We start from the raw sequence: 16,053 nt of genomic DNA, 5'->3' as shown, positions 1-16,053 counted from the left end.
GAATGGCCTATTCGACGCGTATCGACCGCCGGGAATGGCAGCGGCACAACTGGCGCAACCGCGTCCAGTCGGTCCTGCTGCTGGCCGTCATGGGCGGTTTTCTGGCCCTGCTGGGCGGGTTGCTGTGGGGGCCGTCCGGACTGGTCATGCTGCTGGCCGCGGGTGTGGCCGGGGTATTGTTCATGCCGGCATTGTCGCCGGCGCTGGTGATCCGCCTGTCCGGTGCGCGCGCGATCGCGCCGGCGCAGGCGCCGGGCCTGCACCGCTGGGTCGCGGTACTGGCCGAACGGGCGGGGTTGCCGGCCCCGCCACGGCTCTACTATCTGCCGAGCATGGCAATCAACGCCTTTACCGTCGGCGCGCGCGGCGACGCTGCCCTCGTGGTCACCGCCGGCCTGGTCAACACGCTCGACGGCCGCGAGATTGTCGGCGTGCTGGCCCACGAAATCAGTCATGTCGCCCACAACGACCTGTGGGTGATGGGGCTGGCGGACCTGTTCAGCCGCATGACGGCGTTTTTGTCCTGGCTCGGCCAGTTGCTGGTGCTGGTCAATCTGCCGCTGCTGTTGCTGGGCGCGGTCGCGATCAACGGGTTCGCAATCCTGTTGCTGGTCTTTGCGCCGTTGTTGAGCACACTCGCCCAGCTGGCCCTGTCGCGCACCCGCGAGTTCGATGCCGACCTGGACGCGGCCCGCCTGACCGGCGATCCGGATGCCCTGGCCAGCGCCCTGGCGCGCATGGAATGGCGCCAGGGCGGCTGGACACGGGTGTTGTGGCCCGGCCGCCGCGGGGGCCTGTGGTCGCTGCTGCGCACCCATCCGGAAACGCGCGAGCGCATCGCCCGGCTGCAGGCGCTCAAGGCGGCCGGCGGCATGTCTGTCGACGCTCCGTCGCCCGCCGTGCCCGACCCGTGGCAGCCGATCATGCCGCCGCGCCCTGCCGACCGGCCGCCGCGCGGGTGGGGGAGCCGGTGGTGGCATTGAGCCGTTGCCACCGCGCGGTGCGTTCAGACCCCGATATCCTCGTTCCAAAGCGCCGGCGCGTCGCGCATGAACCGGGTCATGAGGCTGATGCAGCCCGGATCGTCGAGCACGCGCAGCGCACGCCGCGCCCGCTCAGCAGCGCCTCTTCGCCGACAAACGAGCGATTCTCGCCGATCACCACCCGCTGGATACCATGGCGCAGGACCGCGCACGGTGAGAGGCTGGTGTAGAAGGTGGCATCAAGCGAATCGAAATGCGGCGTCCACGCGGTCCGGTCAGGCTGCTGTTCCGGGTGCTGCGATTATCGGTGAATCGTTATTCCGAGAAGCCGATAAGCCGCAAGCTGTTCTTCGGACGTGTTCGCGTCCGTTACCAGGTCGGTGACCGTGTCGGCTGCGGCAACGACATAAGGAAAGGCTTTTCCCAGCTTGCCGGCGTCGGCCAACGCGACGACCAGCGCGGACTGGTCGATCATCAGCCGTTTGGTCGCCAGCTCATCCGGCCCGGGAATGGTCAATCCGGCGTCTGGATCCAGCGCGCAGACGCCGATAAAGCTCATATCGGCCCGAAACGCGCTCAGAAAGCGGGTGGTCTCCGAGCCCAATGTGACGCCGAGTTCCTTATTGAGCGCACCGCCCGCCAGATACACGGCAATGCGTGGATGGTCGATGAGAAGGGCGGCGACGGGCGGTGCATTGGTCACGACCGTGGCGTTCAAGTCGGGTGCCAGGTGGCGGGCGACATTCAGCGCTGTGCTGCCGCCATCCAGGAATAGCAATTGCCCATCGCGGGCAAGAGCGGCGGCTCGCTGCGCGATCGTTGTTTTGTCGGCCTGCCGGGCTTGCGAACGCTGCGCGTAGTGGGCGGGTTTAGCAGCCCGGGGGATGGCGCCGCCATGGACACGTTGCAGCTGGCCGGCGGCTTCAAGCGCCCGCAGATCACGTCGGACGGTGTCTTCCGACACCCCTAAAGATTCAGCCGCCGCCGCCGCCCCGATACTGCCTTCGGCCTCGAGCTGGGTTAACAGGGCGCTTTGGCGGGTGGCTTTCAACATGGCTCAACGTATCTCCGGGTCGGTCGCGCGATTGCACTATAGCGCAATAACACGCAATATCATGCACGAGCACGCAAAAACAAGGAGCCTCGCGTGGCTTGTCCGTCTCCCATTGTCTTCGACTTGTTTGGCGTGCTGATACGAAAACAGCGGTCGCCGGACCAGGACAGGCTGGCCGAACTCGCGGGGGCCGACTCAACCGGGTTCAGTGCGGCTTATTGGCAGGAACGGCCGAACTACGACCGCGGCTGTTCACCCGGTGCGTACTGGAGCGCGGTGGGCGCAAGCCTCGGGTTATCGTTCAACCAAGGCAAGGTCGAGCAACTCACGGCCCTCGACAACGAAAGTTGGTCCAACGTCGACCCGAGCATGGTGCGGATGTTGTACGAGCTGCGTCGATGCGATACGCCACTCTATCTGTTAAGCAACATTCCCGATCCGTTATTCACGTTTCTCGATGCGCGCCACGGCTGGCTCGCCGAGCTGTTCGAGCAGCGTTTCATGTCGTGCGAGATGGGCGTGGCAAAGCCCGAGATCGCGGCGTTTGACACGGCCTTTGCGTCGGTTGCTCAGCGACACCCGGGGGCGGTGGCTCGGTTTGTCGATGATAGCCCGAGCAACATTGCCGCGGCTCGCGGCTTGTCGATCGTGTCGCATCGTTATCAAGGACTGGCGGCCCTGCAAGCCTGGCTTCGTGATTCAGACGAAGCGCAAGAATAAAGGCTTGACGACGCATGGGAGGCAAGCCGGTTGGAAGATCTGGCAGTACAACGGGTATGCGGCACTTCGACCTTCCTGGCCAATGGGTTTGGCATGGGCGCGTGGTCGGTTCAGATTGCCAGTGTTCAAGCCGCCAACGGGCTGTCCGATTTCATGATTGGCGTCACACTGTTGGTCTTTGCCGTGGCTGCGTTGGGCGCCATGCAGATCAGTGGCAAGGCGGCGGCGCGGTATCCGGTCAACTACCTCTGTGCGGGCATTGGCGTGGCGTTCGCTCTGGCACTTACAGCACTGGGCTTTGTCGTGGGTATTGCGAGTCTGATCGTGGCCCTGGCCGTCTTCGGTACGGCCCATGGTGCCCTGGATGTGGCGATTAACGCTCGAGCCAGCATGCTCGAAAACCGAGCGCAGCGTCCGCTTATGTCCTCCTTCCATGCCGCCTGGAGTGTCGGTGGTGCTGTGGGGGCCGGTTTGGCCGGTATTCTGGCCGCGCATGGCTGCGGGCCCGTCGTCGTCTTGCCCGCTACCGCGGTGATAGCGCTGCCCGCCCTGTTGCTGGCTCTGGGCGGCCATCAAACCGCGAAGCCAATTTCGACAAGTGCGCCGGCAGAAACGACAGCAAGCACGCAGCGGCTGCGAACAATCCTGCTGCCGTTGCTTTGCGCCATTGCCTTTCTGGCGCTATTTACTGAAGGCGCGCTGGCCAACTGGAGCAGTATCTACCTCAAGGGCGCTCTGGCCGGCGTATCGGGTGGGTTCGCCGTTGGCTATGTGGCGTTTTCGGTCGGGATGTCGATCGGACGACTGGGTGGCGACCCGATCGTGGCGCGATACGGTCGCCGCCGGGTTGGTGTCGCTGGTGCCACTCTGGCGGCCATCGGTCTGGCCGTCGTGTTGGCGAGGCCAGGTCTTGCCTCGGCCTTGATCTGTTTTACCCTCGTCGGTATCGGGATGAGCAACGTGGTGCCGATCACTTTCGGTAGCGCCGGTCGTGTCGCCCGCTCCGAAGCCGCCGGTATCTCGCGCGCTGCGTCGGCCGGTTACGCCGGTTTCGTGATCGGCCCGCCGTTAATCGGGGGATTGGCCGGCCTGGTCACCTTGCCCGTGGCCCTAACGACTCTGGTGGCGGCGACGGCGCTGATCGCCACATTCGGGACGTTCGCCTACCTCCCGACAGAGCGTCTCTAGCCAGCTGCTGCGCTTGTATCGAGCATATGAACCACCTTTTCCAACCAGACGTTATTGCTCTTATTTTGAGTAATTTGGCCCACGGGAATGCTGATGAGTTGTGCGCCTGCGCTATCGTTCTTTGCGACAGCGAAAACGGAATCACGACTGCCTCCCAGGCCGCCGTCATAATTGGGCCTTGGACCGGCGGGCGCGTGCTCCGGCGGCTTGATTTCTGAGTTATCCCATCCGCGCCATTGTTTTTCCGCATCAGACATGCCTGAGGCCAGGCGCGCATCCATCTCGCGCGCTAGATAATTTTTACCTTCCGCGCTTCCCGCCTGGGACGTGTTGCTGGCCAGATCAAAATACTTGTTCTGGAATGTCGCATCCTTTTCGGATATTTGCATAAACGCAAGCACCCGTTCTGCAGGCGTGAATTTGTTGGATTTGTCAAATGCTACATTGGATAAATCCTTCCTGCTCAGTTGCGCGAACGGGTTGTCGGAAGAAGAGTTATCGGCATTCGGTCCCTTGATGCCGTAATATTCGGAAAGAAGGTAATTGGCCGCCTTGCCCGCAACGGCGTTTCGCTGCGCACTATCACCGCCAGGCGTTTGCTGGAGTACCTGAGCCTTCTTTCCGTTTTCCAGGATCTGTTGGTTGAAGTCATGTATAAAGGCGCTGAAGCGAGTACTGGAGCTATTATCAGCAGGCCCGGTTGGGATTGATGATGTTTTTGATAACGCTTTGGATTCCTGGGAGATATTAACGACGGCGCTCGGTTTTTCTGCCCTGTTACGTGAATTGCCGCCAGCATCTTGGCCGTTGTTCGCGAATGCAATATCTGGATTGCTCTTGTAAAGAGCGCCTTGCTTTATCTCGCGTGAGAAATTCAGTATATATGTTGCTTTAGACGTGACGTTCATTTTTCGCCTTATTGTCTGATGAAATATTCTCGAAAAAACAACGAGATTTGCGAATCTTGTAGATGCGCGATTGCTAGTCGAAAAGACTGTAAGTGACCGTATAAGTATACGGTTTTGAGTATTGCCCCCGAAGATAATCGGAGCAATAAGTTCCTGTCCCATAACTTTTGGCGTCACTATCATAAGCTGGCACATCGTACCCGCCATTAGTAAGTACCGATTTGTAAGAGGCTTTTAGTTTGCACCCACCTGAATTGCTGTACCCGTAACTTATTGAAAAGTTGTCGGAGATCAGGCGTTGGCTAAGATCTGCCCGGATCGTTTTCCCAGGCGGTATTTGGGATGGGAATTGGTATCCATCTGTGCCGCTCGCAGTCCGAATTAAAGGCTGACTATTGCTGCCGTTCGAAATTATTACTGTCTTCGCTAAACCCGGCAGCGGTAATCCTGCGGCAACAATAAATAGGGCTAAGCTTAAATATTTTATATCCATTGCATTGCCTCATGCTGGTGTTATATCGGTGAGAGTTTGCCCTGATTCTATAGATTTAAACTTGGGTACAGTGTTGTGTGGCCCGCTTTAAAAATTGGCAAAATTTTTAATATGTCAAGGAAGTTTTCCCGGTCGATATATAGCGTATAAAATATTTAATACAAAATATTAATCGCATTGCATGGAGTTTCTCGTAATTTAATAAATAAAACTAGATTTTTGCATGCGGTCTTGACGAGCGTCCATAGCGTCTTCTTGTCCCGGGGTGTCGAATGGGGCGGAGGCGCGATGCGAGATATAGCCGATGCTCGCCGCTGTTCGGTCTTCAAGCGCCCTATCGACCACTTACGCCATTCCTTTAACTCTCGGGCTGATGTTCGTGGCCCCAGTACCGGCCTGATTCGCTAGCGCGGTGTAATCCGGTGGAATGCCGGTTGTGCGATTGGTAGGCGAGCGGGGGGGGGCGGCGCGCCTCCCGGCCGGGATCACAGGCGCCGTAGAAGGGATACGCCGAACTGCCGCACTTGATCATGCCCGACACGCAGCGGGCCGAATAAGTCAGGGCATGTTGTCAGCCAATGCGCGCGAATGAGGGCAAACAAGCGGGAAGATTAGGGCGCTGTTGGCTTTGTCTGTTTCGTGCGCGCCGGTCTCCGGATGTGAGCAGTCTGCTCAAAGGGCATGCCGAGTTACGCTGTTCGCAACGTGGCCGGTCTTGATTTCGTGATTGCGACAGGCGATGAGCCTGCTTGTCGATCTACAGATCGCTTTGAAGCGGTCGTGACACGCGGCCGGCCCACTCGAATCGAGCGGAATGGGGGCGATTGCGCGTTCCACCGAGGCAAAGCCGAATGGCCGCGTCGGGCTGGACGCCGATATTCACGACAGCCGGTTCCAACTTGTCCCTCCGCTTGTCGCTACGTCCCGATATCCTCGTTCCAGAGTTCCGGTGACTCGCGCATGAAATCGGCCATGAGTTGTTTACAGGCGGCATCGTCGAGCACGGTGAGTTCGACACCGCGTTCGGCCAGATGGGCTTCTTCGCCCATGAACGAGGCGTTTTCGCCGATCACGACCCGCGGGATGCCATAGAGCAGAATCGCGCCGGAGCACATGGCACACGGCGAGAGCGTGGTGTAGAGGGTGATGTCCTTGTACCAGGCGCCGGGTTGGCGGCCGGTGGCTTCCAGCGCGTCCATCTCGCCGTGCAGGATGGCGCTGGATTTCTGCACCCGGCGGTTGTGGCCGGCGCCGACGATCTCGCCGTTTTTCACCAGGACACAGCCGATGGGCACGCCGCCCTCATCGCGCCCGCGCCGGGCTTCGTCCAGAGCAGCCTGCATGTAGAAGTCGTGTGGCATGAAAAATACTCATCTTTGTCGATACCTGAGCCAGTTTAAGGGCTTGGCGAGCCGCCGTGCGCGGTTACGGGTAAGTGCGGATGACGCGCCGCGCGGGGATCAGTTATAACGCAGAAACACCCGTGCGGAGACGGCCATGGCTCAGGATCCGCTCAAGACCTATCGCGACAAACGACATGCCGATGTGACGCCCGAGCCTTCGGGTCAGGGCAACCCGCGGCCCGATGATCGGCCGCCGATCTTCGTCGTGCAGAAGCATTCGGCCTCGACGCTGCACTACGATTTTCGCCTGGAAATAGACGGCGTATTCAAGTCCTGGGCCGTGCCCAAGGGGCCGTCGACCGACCCGCGCGAGAAGCGCCTGGCGATCGAGACCGAGGATCATCCGCTGGATTACGCCGATTTCGAAGGGGTGATCCCGGAAGGCGAATATGGCGGCGGCACGGTCATGGTCTGGGACATCGGGCCATACGATAATGCCAAGTTCGATGACGCGGGCCATGCCGAAAAATCGCTGGCGGCGTGCTGGGCCGATGGCCATCTCACGGTGAATTTGCATGGCATTAAGCTCACCGGCGGCTACGCGCTCACGCATTTCCGTACGGAGGGCGACAAGCGCCAGTGGCTGCTGGTGAAGATCGACGACGAAGACGCCGATGCGCGCCGTAATCCGGTGTCGACCGAGGACTACTCGGTGCTCAGCGCGCGCACGACTGAGCAGATCGCGGCCGCGGCGGGTGAGTCGTCATGAACAAGGCTTGCCTGGAAGGCCGTATCAACGGCGATGATTGGGCCAAGGCCCAGAAGGCGGCCATGCCGCGGACCTTCGAGCCGATGCTGGCCACGCTGCACGACCGGCCGTTCTCGGACGAACGCTGGATCTACGAGCGCAAGCTCGACGGCATTCGCCTGCTGGTGTTTCGCGACGGCGAACACGTCGAGCTGTATACGCGCAACGGGCAACTTCGGAATGATCATTTCCCCGAGCTGCTCGATCTGTTCGCCGCCCAGCCATGTCGGCGTTTTGTGCTCGATGGCGAGGTGGTGGCTTTCGATGGCGATGTGACCCGTTTTTCCCGGCTCCAGCAGCGGGCGGGTATTGCCGACCCGGCCGAGGCGCGCGCGTCAGGTATCGCCATCCGCTTTTATGTGTTCGATTCGCCCTGGATCGAGGATTACGACATCCGCCGCGTGCCGTTGCGCCAGCGTAAAGCCCTGCTGCGCGACATCCTCGATTATTCCGGCCGCCTGTATTTCACCGCGCATCGCAACGGCGACGGCGAGACATTGCTGGCCGAGGCCCGGCGCAAGGGCTGGGAAGGTATCGTCGCCAAGCAGGCCGACAGCTGCTATCGCTGCGGCCGTTCCAAGCGCTGGCTCAAGCTCAAGTGCCAGGCCGGCCAGGAGCTGGTCATCGGCGGGTACACCGAGCCCGAGGGCGAGCGCATCGGCCTGGGTGCGCTGCTGATGGGCTATTACGAATCCGGCGAACTGCGCTATGCCGGCCGCGTCGGTACCGGTTTTTCCGATGCCGAGCTGCGTCGTCTGCATCGCGTGCTTTCGGCCAGTGAGCGCGAGACGCCGCCGTTTGCCGATCCGCCTGACGGGTGTGGCATCCACTGGGTCCAGCCCGAACGCGTGGCCGAGATCGAATTCACCGAATGGACCCGCGACGGCAGGCTGCGCCATCCCGCCTATCTGGGCGAACGCGACGACAAGGACCCGCATGACGTGGTCCGGGAAGTGAGCGGAACGTGAGCGTGGAAATCGACAATATCGACAAGATCTTCTTTCCCGACGCCGGGCTCACGAAGGGGGATCTGGCCGATTATTACCGGCGGATCGCGCCGGTCATGCTGCCGTATGCGAAGGACCGTCCGGTGACGCTCAATCGTTTTCCCGACGGGATCGACGGTACCCATTTCATCCAGAAAGCGGTCCAGGATCATGATCCCGACTGGCTGGAACGGGTGACGGTCGCCAAGGAAGACGGTGAGCTGGTTCAGCCGCTCATCAACTCGGCCGACGCGCTGGTCTATCTGGTCGGCCAGGGCGCGATCGCCTTCCATGTGACGCTGAGCCGCTACGATCGTCCCGAGCATCCGGATCGGCTCATCTTCGATCTGGATCCGCCAGGTCATGGCGGCGAAAACAACGACTTCGCGCCTGTCATCGCCGCGGCACGTGCCGTGCGCGATGCGCTGGAAGCGGTGGACCTCACTTCGTTCGTGATGACCTCCGGCTCCTCCGGTCTACATGTGGCGGTCCCGCTCGACCGCCATGCGGACTTCGATACGGTGCGCGAGTTCGCGCAAGGCATTGCCGAGCGTGTAGCCGATGCCCATCCGGAGGAATTCACCACGGCGCACGCCAAGAACAAGCGCGGCGGGCGGTTGTATCTCGACATCCGCCGCAACGCGGTGAACCAGACCGCCGTGGCCCCGTATTCGGTCCGGCCCAGGCCGGGCGCGCCCATCGCCACCCCGCTGGAATGGGACGAGCTTGCCGATGCGGACATCGGCCCGCGGCGCTTCCATGTCGGCAACATCTTCCGGCGCCTGGCGCAGCGCGATTGCCCCTGGTCGAACATCGCCCGCCACGGGCAGAGTGTGCGACGTGCCCTCGAACGGCTGCATGGTTATTAACCCGGCACAAAAATAGATGATTTTTCGGTTGATAGCGCGAGCATGCGACCGCATGCTCGTCGCGGCCATTGGCCCAAAGCCTTCAAAAATAAAAGACGGACACGCGTCGGCTTTTATTTTTGAAGGCGTTGAAAACAGCGGATGAAGTCAGCTGTTTTGATGCCGGATTAATAGAGCCGGCGAGCCCTGCGGCGGTTGAAGCTGCTTCTCGATTATGTGCGACACGCAGATTCCGGGCGTGGAGGGGTGTTCGCTGATCGCGTAGCCTCTGTGCATCCGGCGCTGCGCTGGCAGCGCGCGTCCGACCGATCGTGTTGACGGCAGACCGACCGATTATGCCGCGGCTTGCCCCGCTAAGCCGGCAGCAGGCGCGGCCGGGACCGGCCCTGCTCGTCCTTCTCGGACGCGGTCGCGCCCGGCGCCGATGTTTGCCGCGTGTCCTCGGTGGATTGATGCTTTTGTTCCGTGGTGCGAAACAATTTGACCGCCGTGGTCAGCGCCGCGGCCTCGCCCTGCAGACTCGACACGGTGCTCTCCAGTGCCTGAACCAGTGCGCCGTTGCGCTGGGTGGTGTCGTCCAGTTGCTCCAGGGCCGAGCTGATTTGCTCGGCGCCCTGGCTCTGCTGCTCGCTCGCCTTTGCTATTTCGCTGACCAGGCGGGCGGACTCCCGAATCGCCTCGGCGGTGCGCGTCGACACATCGCGGGCATTCTCGACCAGCGACGCGCCGGTGGCCACATGGTCCGCCGATTCAGCGATCAACGCCTTGATCTGATCGGCCGATTCGGCGGAACGCCGGGCGAGCTGGCGTACCTCGGCGGCCACCACGGAAAATCCGCGACCGTGTTCGCCGGCGCGCGCCGCCTCGACCGAGGCATTCAGGGCGAGCATATTGGTGCTGAAGGCGATGCCATCGATAATTCCCACAATATCCTCGATCCGCTTCGAGCTTTCGCGAATATCACTCATTCGTTCGGTGGCGCGGCCGGCCAGATCGCCGCCCTCGACCGCCAGTTCGGCGGCCGAACCCACCAGCCGGTCGGCCTCGGTGGCATTGCTCGCGGTTTGCTTGACCGTGGCGCTGATTTGCGCCATCGCGGCCGCGGTCTGTTCGAGCGTGGCGACCTGGTTTTGGGTACGGTCGGCCAGATCGGCGGTACCGGATGCGACCTCGGTTCCGGCGTCGTGCAGGTGCTCGCTGGCGCCACGCACCCGGTCCACCACCGTGGCCAGGCCGACGCCAATGCCGTTGATTGCCTGCAAAAGCTGACCGGTGTCATCGCGGCGATTCACGGGCACCTGGGCCGTGAGATCGCCGTTGGCCATGCGCTCGGCCGCCTCGCGACTGACCTGCATCGGCCGCGTGACACTGCGTCGGCTTGCCCAGCCCACCAGCATGGGCGTGACCACGCAGCAAATGGCTGCCAGGATACCGAAAGCCGGCGTGAAGCCCGCCCCGCCGAAGGCCGCGTAGCCGGCGAAGGCGGCGACATCGACCGCGGCGGTAATCGCTGTAAGCCGCCCGACGACGCCAAGGCTGAACATGTCGCTGACATCCAGCCCCACGTAACGCGCGCCTATGATCTGCCCGCGTGCATCGGTCAGCGGTGTATAGCAGGTCATGAACTGGGTTCCGAACAAGGTAGCGTAGCCGATGTAGTGCTGCCCGGCGCGCAGTTGCTCGAAAGCCGGGTGCGAACGATCCAGCCGGGTGCCGACGGCGCGCGAGCCGTCAGCCTTGGTCACCGAGGTTGCCACCCGCACGAAATCATCGCCAACCCGTGCAAATAGCGTCGCGGTGGCGCCATTTCGAGCCGTAAAGCGATCGGCCCAGTCATGTCGGAGATTGAGCACGACATCACCGTGGACCAGGCACGGTGCGTCGTAGTCGCCGACCCGCACGCAGCGACTGGTGTCCAGGTGAACCGGCTGCTCGAAGCTGGCCGCGAATCGACGCTCCAGGCGTCGAATGCGGGTGCTGAGCGGCAGTATAGAGAGCATGGTGCCTATTCTCCGTGGGTATATTCCAAAGACGAACTGATTGCCGGCGCCACGACGCGTGGCTGGCGCTAGTATCCCGTCACGCTTTTTCGGTGCTTTTTCGTGCCATGCGGCGTTGCGGCGATTCGCCGTATTCCCGGATACGGCGAATCCCCGCGCATTGCCTGGCACTACAAATCATGCGAAATCCATGACGTGAACTGCCGTTGCAGCACAATAGTCCATTGATTTCTTTAATATCGGCGGATTCGAATATGGCTTGAGGCGTGGGCGACCCGTATCACTCGTTCGCGCGACAAGCCCGGGCAGCCGGGGCGCTGGCGTCAGGCGGCCGGCGTGACGGCTTCAACGGATGAGTCGCGCCATCGTCGCTCATCGCGCCGGCATCATGCTCGGCGGTAATCCAGGGCGGGGCTCCCGGCCGGCCGCAGTCAATCCGAAATCAGTCGGAAGCGATCATTTTTGCTGCGTATTCGGCATTTCGATGCCCGGAGGCCGCCGTATGATGGGGCCATTGTGAAGGCCACTGCTGCGATGGCGTCGCCTCCGAATAGCCTGGATGCATTCTGCGTCATCCATGGTCAGAGGCCTGCCCAGAATACCCGAGGTGTTTCCGCCCGATGTCTTGTTTCGACCATGCTGCGGCCGAGTTTCTCGGCCTCGCTCCTTTTTTGCGCGGTAGCCTCAACGGGGACGATATGCAGCCGCTCGCCCGGGAATGGATCGCCGGTGCCGAAGCCGAGCCCGAGAACGCCATCCTCTGGATGAACCTGGCCACACTCATGCTTTGTCTGGGGCAACGCGGACTCGGCCTCAACATCCAGGCGCAGGCGCTGGCGATGCAGCGCCGTTTCCATCTGGCGGCTGCCCGACAGCCGGCGCGCCTGCGGGTACTGCTCCTGATGGCGCCCGGCGACCTGGCCGCCAACATGCCGCTGGATTGTCTGCTCGAGGATAGCGACATCGATCTCGAGTACTACTTCGTCATGCCATCCGATGCCACGGAAAAGGCGCCGCTGCCGGAACACGACCTGGCGATCGTGGCGATGAGCGAGTCCGACGACAATCGCCCGAGTCTGGAGGCGATCAAACCCGTGGTGGCCGACTGGCCGCGGGCCGTGCTCAACACGCCCGAGGCCATCGCCAATACCGAGCGTGAGCGGGCCAGCCGATTGCTACAGGGGGTCCCCGGGCTGGCGATGCCGCCGACAATGTCGATCACGCGTGACGCGCTGGAAGACGTTGCGGGCGGCGAAAGCGCCATGACGAGCGTATGCGAGGGCATCGATTTCCCGTTGATCCTGCGTCCGCGCGACTCCCATGGTGGCCACGGCCTCGCCCGGTTGGCCGACCGGGGCGCGCTGGCGGCCTATCTCGCGGACGTCGAGGACGAGCATTTCCTGATTTCCCCCTTCATCGACTACAGCGACGCGGACGGTTGGTATCGCAAGTACCGCGTCGTGCTCGTCGATGGCGAACCCTTTGCCGGGCATATGGCGATCTCCGACGACTGGATGATCCATTACCTCAACGCCGGCATGTACGACGATGCCGACAAGCGCGCCAGCGAAGCCGCCTGGATGGCGTCGTTCGACGCATTTGCCGACCGCCATCGCGCGGCGCTGGATGCGATTCACCGGCGTTCCGGGCTGGATTATGTCTGCATCGACTGCGCTCAGACCCCCGACGGCGATTTGCTCGTTTTCGAGATCGGCAACGCCATGGTGGTGCATGCCATGGACTCTCCCGAGCTGTTCCCGCACAAGCAGACGCACATGGCCAAGGTCAAGCACGCCCTGCGCGATCTGCTGATGCGGCGCGTTGCAGAGGAAGATGCGCGCTTGATGGGCGAAACGACATGAATCCGCGCAACGCCCTGAACTTTTCCGGTGGCCCCGGCGCGTTACCGGAAAGCGTGCTGCGCGAGGTGCAACAGGCGATCGTCGAGGTGCCGGAGGTCGGTCTTTCGGTGTTGGGGATCAGCCATCGTTCCGACTGGTTCGCGGCCGTGGTCGACGAACTGGAACACAATATCCGTACGCTGCTCGGCGTGGGCGAGAATTATCACGTGCTGCTATTGCAGGGCGGGGCGACGCAGCAATTCAGCATGGTGCCCATGGCCCTGCTGCCCCCCGACGGTGAGCCCGCCGATTACCTGCATACCGGTTACTGGAGTGGCAAGGTCCTGCCCGCGGCGCGCCGCGAAGGCCCGATCCGCGTGGCCTGGAGCGGCGAGGCGGACGGATTCCGTCACCTGCCCGGCGACGATACGCTCGCGCTCAAAGATACGGCGCCCTATCTGCACTACGTTTCCAACGAAACCGTGGAAGGGCTGCAGTTCCATCGCGTGCTCGGCCACGACAACGTGCTTCGGGTCTGCGACATGTCGTCGGATTTCCTGTCGCGCCCGGTCGAGGCCGAGCGGTTCGGCCTGATCTATGCCCATGCCCAGAAAAACGTGGGCCCGGCCGGGGTCACCGTGGTCGTGGTGCGGGACGATCTGATTCAGGACGCGCCACAGGGTTTGCCCGATTTCCTCGATTATCGTTGCCATGCCCGCGCCCATTCCATTCTCAACACGCCGCCGGTATTCGCGATCTATGTCGTGTTGCTGGTCACCCGGTGGCTGATGCACGACATTGGCGGCCTGGACGCGATGGACGCCATCAATCGAAAAAAGGCGGCGCAACTCTACAGCGTGCTGGATGACAGCGACGGGTTCTACCGGGGGCGGGCGGCCGAGCGCGACCGCTCGATCATGAACGTCGCATTCAACCTGCCGGACGAGACGCTGGAGCGGCGTTTTCTTGCCGAGGCCGAGGCCGCCGGGCTGTCCGGGCTGAAAGGCCATCGCGCCATCGGCGGTCTGCGGGCGTCGCTGTACAACGCGGTGACACTGGAAGCCGTCGAACAGCTGGCCGATTTCATGGACCGGTTTCGCCGTGCCGGGTCGATATCCGCGCACAGGGCGACCGGCGCACGAGGCTGACCCGCCGCGGGCGTTGCGCCTGCGGCCGGAAACAGCGCGGCGCTTGCTCGCCGGCGTCCGGGCTGAAGTTTGTCGCCGGATGCACGGCGTCAACAACCGTCAGGTAGCACGGGCGGCACGCCGGGATGGCGGGCGTGACGCCGATCGTGCCGGTCAGGCGTGTTATTGGACGAAAGTCGTTGCCGGCGCGCCGATACCATGCTTTAGTTCTCGATCGTAACAAGAACGTATGCGTTGCTCGGCCCGGCCGGGGCCTGTCTCGTTCACCCAGCGCTTGCGGCCGTTCGGAGCGCCGATTGGAGTTCGATCTGATGATCCTTTCGCGCGCCGTGTTCCATACCCGGATCGATTGCCGTGTTGACTGGCCGGCCGGGCGCACCGTGGCAGCAGCCCACGGTCTGCACCTGAGCCTCGCCGATGCGCTCGAAACGTTCGCCGCAAGACTCGCGAGGCGTGCCGCGCATGCCGGATAACGCCGGGCGAGGCCCCAGTCTGGTCAAGCGCATGATCGTGATGATCGTGGGCGTACTGTTGCTGGTGGCTTTGATCGTCGGCGCGAAGGTTGCGCTGGTCATGCGCACGATCGCCAGCCTGCCCAAGCCGGCGCCGGCCACGGTCAGCACCACAGTGGCGCGCTATCAGGCCTGGCAACCGGCGTTGCACGCCGTGGGCAGCCTGCGCGCGGTGCGCGGGGCCGACCTGGCGCTGGACGTCCCGGGCCTGGTCAACCGGATCCATGTCCGGTCCGGTCAGCACGTCAGCAAGGGCGAGCTGCTGTTGCAGCTGGATGACGCCGACGATCGCGCCCAGCTGGCACAGCTCGAAGCCGCCGCCCGACTGTCGCGGCTGAATTATCGCCGTGCCGATCAGCAGCGGGCCTCGCACGCCATCAGCACGGCCGACTACGACAGTGCGGCGGCCGATCTGAAGGGCAAGCAGGCGGCCGTCGCCGGGCAGAAGGCGCTGGTGGCCAAGAAGCAGCTGCGCGCGCCGTTTTCGGGGCGCGCGGGTATCATCACGGTCAGCCCCGGCGACTATCTCAATGCCGGTACCGCTATCGTGACGTTGCAGCAGATCGACTCGCTTTATGCGGATTTCAGTGTGCCGCAGCGCGAGATCGGCCGGCTGCAGATCGGCCAGCCCGTCCATCTGGCGGTGGATGCCTACGGTTCGCGGCGTTTCGACGGGCGGCTCACTGCCATCAATCCGAAGGTGGATACGGATACCCGCAACGTGCAGGTCGAAGCCATCGTGCCCAACGCCGATGGCGCCCTTTTGCCGGGCATGTTCGCCAACATTCGTGTCGATACCGGCCGCAGGCAGCGTTATCTGACGCTGCCGCAAGCGGCCATCGTCTATAACCCTTACGGCGACATGGTGTTTGTCGTCCAGCCGTCCAGGGGGAATAACGAACAGGGGCAGCCGCTACCCGCCACCGTCGAGCAGACGCTGGTCACCACCGGCGAAACCCGCGGCGACCAGGTTGCGATCGTCAACGGCCTCACCGCCGGGGCGACCGTGGTTACCAGCGGCCAGATCAAACTGAGTAACGGCGCGTCGATCAGGATCGACAACAGCGTGCAGCCCGCGGACGCCGCGCATCCGACGCCGCAGGAACATTAGCGTGGCGATATTTCCTGCCGAGCCGGCGCCGCAACGGCGTTGCGGCAATACCCGGCGTGGCGCCCCCGCGCATAGTCGCGCCACGCCGG

Annotated in this window: 14 protein-coding genes; 10 read left to right on the top strand and 4 right to left on the bottom strand. The window is 62.8% G+C overall.

What is annotated here, in order from left to right:
* Positions 1-2: 2 nt before the first annotated feature.
* Positions 3-983 carry a zinc metalloprotease HtpX gene (locus tag ACS8YF_RS14470; protein ID WP_440850853.1) on the top strand — a complete coding sequence of 327 codons (981 nt, stop codon included), beginning with the start codon at positions 3-5 and terminating at the stop codon, positions 981-983.
* Between the two features lie 301 nt (positions 984-1,284).
* Here ACS8YF_RS14470 and ACS8YF_RS14465 read toward each other — a convergent pair whose 3' ends face one another.
* Positions 1,285-2,037, bottom strand: a complete 753-nt coding sequence (locus ACS8YF_RS14465; RefSeq protein WP_440850852.1) for a DeoR/GlpR family DNA-binding transcription regulator — start codon at positions 2,035-2,037, stop codon at positions 1,285-1,287.
* A gap of 93 nt (positions 2,038-2,130) precedes the next feature.
* On the opposite strand from ACS8YF_RS14465, the gene ACS8YF_RS14460 reads away from it, so the two are divergent.
* Both ACS8YF_RS14460 and ACS8YF_RS14455 read left to right on the top strand, forming a co-directional pair.
* Entirely contained in the window at positions 2,131-2,757 is a 627-nt protein-coding gene (locus tag ACS8YF_RS14460) for an HAD family phosphatase (RefSeq protein WP_440850851.1), read from the top strand.
* Positions 2,758-2,787: 30 nt separating this feature from the next.
* Complete coding sequence (locus ACS8YF_RS14455) at positions 2,788-3,945, top strand: MFS transporter (RefSeq protein ID WP_440850850.1); 1,158 nt, start codon at positions 2,788-2,790, stop codon at positions 3,943-3,945.
* On the opposite strand, the gene ACS8YF_RS14450 is transcribed toward ACS8YF_RS14455, so the two are convergent.
* Positions 3,942-4,853 (bottom strand): hypothetical protein, encoded by a 912-nt coding sequence (locus ACS8YF_RS14450; RefSeq protein ID WP_440850849.1) that lies wholly within the window; start codon positions 4,851-4,853, stop codon positions 3,942-3,944. The two genes, ACS8YF_RS14455 and ACS8YF_RS14450, sit on opposite strands and share 4 nt — an antisense overlap.
* Before the next feature lie 1,410 nt (positions 4,854-6,263).
* Positions 6,264-6,707, bottom strand: coding sequence for a nucleoside deaminase (locus ACS8YF_RS14445; RefSeq protein ID WP_440850848.1), 444 nt, complete (start codon positions 6,705-6,707; stop codon positions 6,264-6,266).
* A 136-nt stretch (positions 6,708-6,843) separates the two neighbouring features.
* Between ACS8YF_RS14445 and ACS8YF_RS14440 the strand changes: the two genes are divergently transcribed.
* The 3 genes from ACS8YF_RS14440 to ligD (ACS8YF_RS14430) all read left to right on the top strand — a co-directional run bounded on the left by ACS8YF_RS14440 (position 6,844) and on the right by ligD (ACS8YF_RS14430) (position 9,352).
* Positions 6,844-7,458, top strand: coding sequence for a DNA polymerase ligase N-terminal domain-containing protein (locus ACS8YF_RS14440; RefSeq protein ID WP_440850847.1), 615 nt, complete (start codon positions 6,844-6,846; stop codon positions 7,456-7,458).
* Positions 7,459-7,520: 62 nt separating this feature from the next.
* Positions 7,521-8,465, top strand: a complete 945-nt coding sequence (gene ligD / locus ACS8YF_RS14435) for a non-homologous end-joining DNA ligase (protein ID WP_440850875.1) — start codon at positions 7,521-7,523, stop codon at positions 8,463-8,465.
* Positions 8,462-9,352 (top strand): non-homologous end-joining DNA ligase, encoded by an 891-nt coding sequence (gene ligD, locus ACS8YF_RS14430; protein WP_440850846.1) that lies wholly within the window; start codon positions 8,462-8,464, stop codon positions 9,350-9,352. The genes ligD (ACS8YF_RS14435) and ligD (ACS8YF_RS14430) overlap by 4 nt, the downstream gene beginning before the upstream one ends.
* Positions 9,353-9,705: 353 nt before the next feature.
* Here ligD (ACS8YF_RS14430) and ACS8YF_RS14425 read toward each other — a convergent pair whose 3' ends face one another.
* Entirely contained in the window at positions 9,706-11,352 is a 1,647-nt protein-coding gene (locus tag ACS8YF_RS14425; RefSeq protein WP_440850845.1) for a methyl-accepting chemotaxis protein, read from the bottom strand.
* Between the two features lie 698 nt (positions 11,353-12,050).
* Here ACS8YF_RS14425 and ACS8YF_RS14420 point away from each other — a divergent pair.
* From ACS8YF_RS14420 to ACS8YF_RS14405, 4 genes are all read left to right on the top strand, one after another.
* The gene (locus ACS8YF_RS14420; RefSeq protein ID WP_440850844.1) at positions 12,051-13,214 is read left to right on the top strand and encodes an ATP-grasp domain-containing protein; all 1,164 of its coding nucleotides are present in this window, start codon (positions 12,051-12,053) and stop codon (positions 13,212-13,214) included.
* On the top strand, positions 13,211-14,341 hold the full coding sequence (locus tag ACS8YF_RS14415; protein WP_440850843.1) for a phosphoserine transaminase: 1,131 nt from the start codon (positions 13,211-13,213) through the stop codon (positions 14,339-14,341). Before ACS8YF_RS14420 ends, ACS8YF_RS14415 begins: the two co-directional genes overlap by 4 nt.
* A 296-nt stretch (positions 14,342-14,637) precedes the next feature.
* Entirely contained in the window at positions 14,638-14,814 is a 177-nt protein-coding gene (locus ACS8YF_RS14410) for a hypothetical protein (RefSeq protein WP_440850842.1), read from the top strand.
* Entirely contained in the window at positions 14,804-15,964 is a 1,161-nt protein-coding gene (locus tag ACS8YF_RS14405) for an efflux RND transporter periplasmic adaptor subunit (protein WP_440850841.1), read from the top strand. The genes ACS8YF_RS14410 and ACS8YF_RS14405 overlap by 11 nt, the downstream gene beginning before the upstream one ends.
* Positions 15,965-16,053 lie beyond the last annotated feature (89 nt).

Source organism: Salinisphaera sp. SWV1 (assembly GCF_052044155.1).
In the GTDB taxonomy this organism is placed as follows: domain Bacteria; phylum Pseudomonadota; class Gammaproteobacteria; order Nevskiales; family Salinisphaeraceae; genus Salinisphaera.
This window is presented reverse-complemented; position numbering and strand designations above follow the sequence as displayed.

Bases quoted from the DNA above. Each gene is read 5' to 3' on its own strand.
- ACS8YF_RS14470 (WP_440850853.1), top strand. From the start codon at position 3: ATGGCCTATTCGACGCGTATCGACCGCCGGGAATGGCAGCGGCACAAC.
- ACS8YF_RS14465 (WP_440850852.1), bottom strand. From the start codon at position 2,037: ATGTTGAAAGCCACCCGCCAAAGCGCCCTGTTAACCCAGCTCGAGGCC.
- ACS8YF_RS14450 (WP_440850849.1), bottom strand. From the start codon at position 4,853: ATGAACGTCACGTCTAAAGCAACATATATACTGAATTTCTCACGCGAG.
- ACS8YF_RS14445 (WP_440850848.1), bottom strand. From the start codon at position 6,707: ATGCCACACGACTTCTACATGCAGGCTGCTCTGGACGAAGCCCGGCGC.
- ACS8YF_RS14440 (WP_440850847.1), top strand. From the start codon at position 6,844: ATGGCTCAGGATCCGCTCAAGACCTATCGCGACAAACGACATGCCGAT.
- ligD (WP_440850875.1), top strand. From the start codon at position 7,521: ATGCCGCGGACCTTCGAGCCGATGCTGGCCACGCTGCACGACCGGCCG.
- ACS8YF_RS14425 (WP_440850845.1), bottom strand. From the start codon at position 11,352: ATGCTCTCTATACTGCCGCTCAGCACCCGCATTCGACGCCTGGAGCGT.
- ACS8YF_RS14420 (WP_440850844.1), top strand. From the start codon at position 12,051: ATGCAGCCGCTCGCCCGGGAATGGATCGCCGGTGCCGAAGCCGAGCCC.
- ACS8YF_RS14415 (WP_440850843.1), top strand. From the start codon at position 13,211: ATGAATCCGCGCAACGCCCTGAACTTTTCCGGTGGCCCCGGCGCGTTA.
- ACS8YF_RS14405 (WP_440850841.1), top strand. From the start codon at position 14,804: ATGCCGGATAACGCCGGGCGAGGCCCCAGTCTGGTCAAGCGCATGATC.